This is a genomic window from Anaerophilus nitritigenes, from assembly GCF_004138215.1.
Classification (GTDB): Bacteria; Bacillota; Clostridia; order Peptostreptococcales; family Thermotaleaceae; genus Anaerophilus; species Anaerophilus nitritogenes.
The window spans coordinates 23,581-31,305 of record NZ_RYYS01000012.1 but is presented as its reverse complement, the minus strand read 5'-3'; the positions used below and the strand labels follow the sequence as shown (position 1 = coordinate 31,305).

The 7,725-nt window shown below is 27.8% G+C and carries 6 protein-coding genes and 2 pseudogenes; 3 read left to right on the top strand and 5 right to left on the bottom strand.

Annotated elements, in window-relative coordinates; all coding sequences use genetic code 11:
• Positions 1 to 648: 648 nt before the first annotated feature.
• The gene (locus tag EK368_RS01330; protein ID WP_129595933.1) at positions 649 to 1,347 is read left to right on the top strand and encodes a hypothetical protein; all 699 of its coding nucleotides are present in this window, start codon (positions 649 to 651) and stop codon (positions 1,345 to 1,347) included.
• Between the two features lie 309 nt (positions 1,348 to 1,656).
• On the opposite strand, the gene EK368_RS01325 is transcribed toward EK368_RS01330, so the two are convergent.
• Complete coding sequence (locus EK368_RS01325) at positions 1,657 to 1,992, bottom strand: hypothetical protein (protein ID WP_129595932.1); 336 nt, start codon at positions 1,990 to 1,992, stop codon at positions 1,657 to 1,659.
• Positions 1,993 to 2,321: 329 nt separating this feature from the next.
• Here EK368_RS01325 and EK368_RS15150 point away from each other — a divergent pair.
• Both EK368_RS15150 and EK368_RS15145 read left to right on the top strand, forming a co-directional pair.
• Positions 2,322 to 2,681: pseudogene (locus EK368_RS15150) on the top strand (DUF4158 domain-containing protein); the annotation flags it as partial.
• Positions 2,682 to 3,077: 396 nt separating this feature from the next.
• Positions 3,078 to 3,551: pseudogene (locus EK368_RS15145) on the top strand (Tn3 family transposase); the annotation flags it as partial.
• A gap of 276 nt (positions 3,552 to 3,827) precedes the next feature.
• Here the strand turns inward: EK368_RS15145 and EK368_RS01315 are convergent.
• The 4 genes from EK368_RS01315 to EK368_RS01300 form a co-directional block, all read right to left on the bottom strand.
• Positions 3,828 to 5,615, bottom strand: coding sequence for an ABC transporter ATP-binding protein (locus EK368_RS01315; RefSeq protein ID WP_129595930.1), 1,788 nt, complete (start codon positions 5,613 to 5,615; stop codon positions 3,828 to 3,830).
• 188 nt (positions 5,616 to 5,803) lie between these two features.
• Positions 5,804 to 5,992 carry a hypothetical protein gene (locus EK368_RS01310; protein ID WP_129595929.1) on the bottom strand — a complete coding sequence of 63 codons (189 nt, stop codon included), beginning with the start codon at positions 5,990 to 5,992 and terminating at the stop codon, positions 5,804 to 5,806.
• 399 nt (positions 5,993 to 6,391) lie between these two features.
• Positions 6,392 to 6,637 (bottom strand): peptide maturation system acyl carrier-related protein, encoded by a 246-nt coding sequence (locus EK368_RS01305; RefSeq protein WP_129595928.1) that lies wholly within the window; start codon positions 6,635 to 6,637, stop codon positions 6,392 to 6,394.
• Between the two features lie 20 nt (positions 6,638 to 6,657).
• The gene (locus EK368_RS01300; protein ID WP_129595927.1) at positions 6,658 to 7,713 is read right to left on the bottom strand and encodes a TIGR04066 family peptide maturation system protein; all 1,056 of its coding nucleotides are present in this window, start codon (positions 7,711 to 7,713) and stop codon (positions 6,658 to 6,660) included.
• Positions 7,714 to 7,725 lie beyond the last annotated feature (12 nt).

Sequence of the window (7,725 nt, the reverse complement as noted above, 5' to 3'; positions counted from 1 at the left end):
TTATTATAATTCATTAGACAAAGCAAATAGTACTAATGATTATACAGATTTCATAAAATTGGTGGCAGTAGAAGTTGAACGTAGCTTAGATCTTTATATAAGCATTATCAAAAGAAGCGATTCTTAAATAAGAGTTGCTTCTTTATTTTTAATTATTATCTAAATATAATAGTTCTAAATTTGTTAGATGTATCAATATTAACACCCTTATAAATAATTTAAAAGACAAACATAAAGTAGATACACAAGCTACAAACTAATGCAAATAATCTCTTAGAGGAAACAAGAGTAGCCTTAGAAGATAGATTAAACGAAATAAAAGCTTTAAAAGATCAAAGAATAGAGGAGCTTAACTGTTATCTAAACCTATATTTGAGGAATAGTTAAATTTAAAATAGATACATATAACTATATTAATGTTTACCATATAATGTTAAAATGAGAGGGTATATACTTACTATATTGTTACTTTGGAACTCTCTAAAATCTTAAAAAAATTAAGCATTGAAAATACTAGATTATTCTATTTAAAATATAGAAGTAATAGAACCAATACATTAACGCTTAACATGATTTTTATCAGAGATATAGCAAGTCTCCCTAATGATTAGCATAATTTTTCATAAAACAACAAAGGGGTTGCTCCTAATGAAATTTTATATAGATATATCAAAATTTAAAAAGAGTTTCATAGAACTTAGTATTATTTTGTTATGTACAATTACTACAATCAACATAATATGGACATTATTATCTGTACATAATATAGGAAGATATAGCTCAAAAGATGGTTATTACCAATTAAGTGTTCAAGATGAAGGGGCTGTTCTTTTGGGTAATAATACTGTATCTGTATTTTATAAAAGTAAGTATGATATTTTTAGACATATGATTTTTAAAACATTTATAAATAATAATGGACGTAAACTTACTACTGAGAATTGCAAGATAGAATGGAATGATCACACAGCTGAACTTAATTTAATAAGTTCAGCTGGATTTCCCGAAAGCTTTTATTTTCAGTTTGGAAAAATAGCTTTAATTTATAAGCTTGTTTTGATACTGTCCATATTGCTAGTGGTATTAATTATAAAGTTCAAAAATGTAGAAGATGAAAATTGGTTTTTTATTAAAATCTTTACATTCTATATAAGTTATGGCTTTTCAATATATTTAGGAAATTTGAGAATCCCTATAGGTATATTAACAGGACTTATTATTATCAATAAATATACCAAAAGAAACATAGAGATTAAAAAAAATATACTGGGGATATCGATGCTTATATATATGTTTTTAAATTACTATATTCCCTATTTACTACTTTTATATAAAAATAATATATGAAACCTGCTCCTTTCTACACAGTTACAGGCAAAGAAAGATAGCAGTTTCATGTACATAATTAAATGAATTTTAAATGCCTGCGATATTGCTATACTTTTCAATAAATTCACTACATAAACCTTTTAAAATTTTATCATCTATAAAAATAGTCTTATCTAATAGCTTAACTAGGGGGGACAGCCGACATACGTGCAAAAATGAGCCACATTCTGGATATTAATTCCAACATGTGGCTTTTCTTGTTTCGATAGCAACATCTCCTGCGACACGTTTTAATAAAACTGCATGACACCTTTCATTTGCTAAATTTTAAAACTCTTTGGATTTTTTTCTATAGCCTAAAAATACATATGCGCTAAGGCATAACTGAATTATACTAAAAATGAAAAACTGTACAGTTGCCATGTACCACCTTAAGATTATTACTTGAGCAATAAGGCTCATAAAAAATATGCCACCCATTATAGCAGACATAACCCATGATTGGCTACTTTCTTTTCTAAAACTAAATATTGCTGATATAATATTTCCTAATCCAAATACTACGATTGCAATTATACCAGGCGCAACCCAATTTTGGAAAGGAACTTTAGATAACCATTCTTTTGGATATTCAATAAATATTCCATAATTTGACCTTATCATCCTTATGTTGCACAACAAGAGCGTAAAAAGATAAAGCAAAGACAAGCTGAAGGAATAGCAATAGCAAAATCTCAGGGGAAATACAAAGGTAGAAAGAAAATAGAACTCAATTATAAATTCGAAAATATATATATCAAATGGAAAAACAAAGAAATAACTGCTACCACAGCTATGGAATTACTAGAATTAAAGAGAAATACATTCTATAGGAGAGTTAAAGAATATGAAGCAAACTTAGAATGGAAGGCTAAACAAAATATAATTTCACAAAGCAATAGTTGATTTGCAGCATATAGATTTGTTTGAACAACATATAGGAGGATTATAATTTGGCAACAATTGAACGTACAGCTTATCCAAGATTTAAGAAAAATATTAGTGCAAAAGAACTTGTAGAAATTTATACACCTAGTCATAAAGATATTGAAGTAGCCCATAAAGTCACAAAAGGCGAAATTCAAGTTCTAAATTTTATACTTCTGTTAAAATCGTTTCAAAGATTAGGCTATTTCCCTAAAATTAGTGAAATTCCAATTAAAATTGTAAAACATCTTTGTTTACAATTGAATATTACATCAGATATAGAACTTACTATCACTAATAGAACACTTTACAGATATAAAAGTTCCATTAGGAAATATTTAAATGTAACAGAATTTGGGGCAAGTGCAAGACATGTAATTACGGAAGCTTTAATTGAAGCACTGAATTTCCTACTTGCAAATGAAGATAGGCGTGTTGAACTTTTGCCTGCCACACTAGATTTAGGTTTTGCAAGTGTTCAATGGCAAAATACTGTTATTATAAAAGAAAGTGGCAATACTTTTTTAGCACGAAGACATCTGGAAGTATGTATTTTTTATTATTTAGCAGCTGGATTAAAAACTGGAGACTTATGTATTGATACTTCAGAAGAATTTGCAGATTATAGAGAACAACTTTTACCGTGGAACGAATGTGAACCTTTAATTTCTGATTTTTGTGCAGAAATGAATTTCAAAGAAAATTCAAATGAATTTGTAGAACAGTTGAAATCATTGCTAAAAGAAAAGTCCATAGAAGTAGATAAAAATTACCCCAATAAAAGGAAGTTAAACAATTATAGTCATAAAAACAAGTTATACCAAACATTTAGAGAATTAGGAAGAGTAATTAGAACTATTTTTCTTTTAAAATATATTTCAGATATTGAGTTACGTCAACAGATTACATCAAGCACGAATAAAATAGAATCCTATAATGGTTTTTCTAAATTTTTCTTATTTGGTGGTGAAGGCGTTATTTCTGAAAATGATCCTGATGAACAAGAAAAAAGGATTAAATATAATGATCTTGTATCTAATGCAGTAATACTACAAAATGTTGTGGACATGACTTATATACTAAAAGAATTCTATGATAATGGAGTTGAGTTTACCAAGTCAGATGTAGCAGCTCTTAGTCCATATCTCACTAGGCACATAAAACGTTTTGGTGATTATGTAATTAATTTGAAAAATATACCCAATGCGATAGATAGGACTGTTTCCATACCCATGAAACATGAAAAAGTCACATGATGGATATTAATTCCAGCATGTGGCCTATTTTTGCACGTATGTCGGCTGTACCCATATTGGAGCTTTCCTTAGAATATAAAAATAGTATGCAAAAATAAAATGGAACCCATAGGACAGACTCTCTTTTATGAGTGTCTATCTTACAGGTTCCATTTTATTCCCTACATTTCTTTTATATTCATAAACTAATGTATCTTTACTATATGCTGGATGAGCTATTATATATTCCTGCTTCTTCTGATTGAGATAATATTTCTTTGGATTGCTTCTAATATATTAATTAAAATTCAATTCGTACATTTTTTCACATTCCATGTAGAACTTTTTATATAGTTTATCATTTTTTATAAGTTCACTATGAGTACCTTTTTCAATAATTTTTCCATCTTCTAACACATATATAGTATTTGCTAATAAATGAACATGATTAATCTTGTGAGATATAATAATTCCTAATTTTTGTTTTAAAACATCGGTGTATATATCGATTAATTCTTTTTGTTTTATTATATCAATTGAAGAATCTGACTCGTCTAAAATATACAAATCTGCATCTCTAATCAAGGCTCTTGCAATTGCAATTCGTTGCCATTCTCCAATAGAAATTTGTTTATTGCCAAACCAATTGCCCATAATTGTTTCTAATCCACAATCTTTATATACACCTTCTTTTAAGTCTACTGATTTTATTGCATTCCAAATTTTAATATTATCGTGAATTTTATCAATTTGTCCAAAACCCACATTTTCTCTCAAGGTAGTTTCATATTTGACGTAATCTTGAAATACACATCCTATTTTATTAGTATAAGAAGTTTTATTAACTTTTCTTAAATCTATATCATTTATTAATATCTCGCCTTCGTAATCATCATAAAATCCAAGTATGAGCTTAGTCAACATTGTCTTTCCAGATCCATTCTCTCCTACTAGGGCAATTGTTGTTCCTCTCTCAATAACCAAACTAATATCTTTAAGGACATAATTATTATCATACTTATATGATACATTTCTTAATTCAACTTTATATATTTCATCAATATCTATTCCGCTATTATCTTTTTGCACCTCAATATTAAAAAACTCAAAAAGTAACTCTACATACAATGACTGTTGTATAATCTGGCTCATTTGCAAGAAAATATTCTCTATGCTGGTTTTAATATCATAGATACACTCAGTATATGCGGTAACATCTCCAATCATAATTGTTTTTATATATCCTTGGTAAACTGTGTATACGAATGCGCCTCCTGTAATGCAATAATCAAAAATACCTAATATTATATATACAATTGTAATCTTCTTATGTAATCTAATGTCTTCATTTATTATCTGACTTTGAATTTCGTTATATTTGGAAACAAAATATTCTTTTAAACTTAATAATTTTATTTCTTTAAAAGCATTTCCTGTCATCAATAAAAAACTTATATACCAAGCTCGACGCTCTTTATCTGTTCTTTCTATACGTATTTCATACCATTTTCTATCAAAACCAACAGTGTAAATATACTTTATTACTGGAGCAATCAAAACAAACACGATAATCCACCACTGAAAATGTAATAAAATTATTATAGTCGAACCAATTATAATGATTTGCTTTATAATATCAAAAACACTTGTTAAATAATTCAAAACACTTGCCGCACCTTGGTTTTGGGCCCTTTTAATAATGTTATAAATTTCTGTATTTTCAAAATCTTTAAGTTGTAATTGCGTAGCTTTGTTTAACATCTTTAGGTTAACAAATTTATTAAACCTAAGTGTGAAGGTATTATTGTAGTAACCGTATACTTCTTGTACGCAAAAGCTTAAGATATTAATTCCTATATATAATACAATCAACTGAAAAATTTCTGTAAAACTATCTGCTCCACTTTGCAGACTGTTGATTATACTTTGTAAAACAATAATTTGTGTTGCTGGCAAAGAACCTAATATAACTGTTAGTCCTATATTAACCCCTAAATACCATTTATTATGCTCATAAACAAGAGACCAACTTTCTTTAATCATTTTTATTACTGTCTTAGTAATCTTTATTTTATCTCTTTTCATTCGTTTTAATCACTCTTTTCATTCGCTTTACAATTCTTCATAGTAGTCTTCTTAAAATCTTTATAGGTATATTGTAATGACCATCTTATTATGCGTGATAATTATATTATATTTAAATAATACTATCACTAGGGTAGTTATTTAATAAAATATTAAGGGATACAAAAAATGTATCCCTTAATTTCTCTTTATGGTTGTGGATAACTAGGTTCAATCATATCAATCATAAGGCGTGAGTCCGTTGCACTACCATCGCTACTAACTCTCCATTTCCCGCACGCGCATATACCACAACCACAAAATCCTCTAGGACTACGTTTACCACTTTGAGACATAATTGTATTGCTGTTTTGTTTTCCAATCAATGTTTTTTTCATGATATCCTCTCCCTTTTTAAAATATGTATATTAAATTACTAAACTCTGTAACCCTTTAAACTAAAAGAGGTTACAGATATATATGTTTTCCCCCAAACAAGGTATAATTAAATTTTCTATAAAAAAATCATTTCCTTAAAAGGAGAAAAACTATATAACAATATGAATCAACTTTGTCTTAATGAAAGTTTAATTATTGATGCTGCTAGATTTGAAGTTTATGTTACTTAAGATAACCCCAAATGCTTCAAGGTTATTTTAAAAGTTGTAAAAATCAAATCCTTCATTCAATGCTCATATTTAAGCATGTTATAAAATACATAAAAAATCTGATTTGCATTTTATACAAGAGTAAATTTTTCTCTCTATCTATAATACATAATAATCTATTTTGATAGCTTAATAAGCCTCTTTTATCATTTTTAGAATATTATTGAATGTGTTAAAATTTCCATTTATAACTTTTGATTTTGATAGCTTAATGTTATATTGGCTTTCAATATCACGTAAAATCAATACAAGAATTGCAGGTGTTATATTTAATTGAGCACCTAATAATGGTTTGTTTTTTAAGCTATCAGCCATATCAAAAGAAATTTTTGTATATTTTTTAAAAATATTTTCTAATTTTTTTTCGTTTTGCATAAAATATCCCCACTTTCCTATTACTCCGATAAATCTTCAATAATAGCATTAGTCATACGCTTAATATCTTTACATAGAAAAGTAAAATACATATTATCCTTTTTATAATTTTCACTATTCTTTAATACAAATTCATGTGGCAATGTTAAATACTGAACCTGCTTTGTTTCCTCTGTATTTTCATAATCTAGAACTTTATTTGTTATAGCGTGATATTTTACTTTGCTTCCTAACTTCTCTGAAATTTTTTCACCAATATTTATTAAGCTCGAACTAGGGATCTCACTATACATAGAGCACAGTATAACGCTATCCGCTGTAATTGCTTGAGATATGATATGTGCTATAGTACCTCCATGTCCTATATAGTAATTACTTAGCATAAGTACTTCTCCGGGTATTCCAATAATCAAGATATCCGGGTTTGTAGACAACTCATACTTTTTGATAAATTGATTTAATAAAATTATTTTCTTCTTAATAGATATTTGTTCATCATATAAGAAATCCGGTAAAGTAGGAATATCACATAATACACTATCAGCCCTAGATGTTAGCATCCCCACATTATACCCTTGCTGACATAATTCAGAATATAATTCTAATTGTACTTTAAATTTATCTGTCTCTTCAGTAATTCCTGCAACGAAAATTACCGGCATACTAAAATTAAATAAAATCTCGTTTAATTCCTCTGGAATATTTACATTGGCTTCATCTGCAAATAAAATCTGGCATTTATTTAAATTTTTACGAATTTCACATTTTTCATCTATAGATAGCTTTTTTGATATAATAATTTTTTTATCATAGACATTATTCATTAACGGTAATATATTCGTTTTAATATCTAACGGATATCTAGAATTAACTATAAAAATATTTGAACACTTACTTACTTCTTTTTCAAAATCTGATTTGACAACATACGATTTCTCTCCATAACTATATTCTTTCCCAGTTAGGCCCCACCCTCTGGGACTTATAAGTACGATTTCATCTCCAAGAGGCATTTGACTTAAAAATTGTAATACTGGTAAGAATGTTTTATCGAATGGATATATCATTATCTTCATATCTACTTCCCC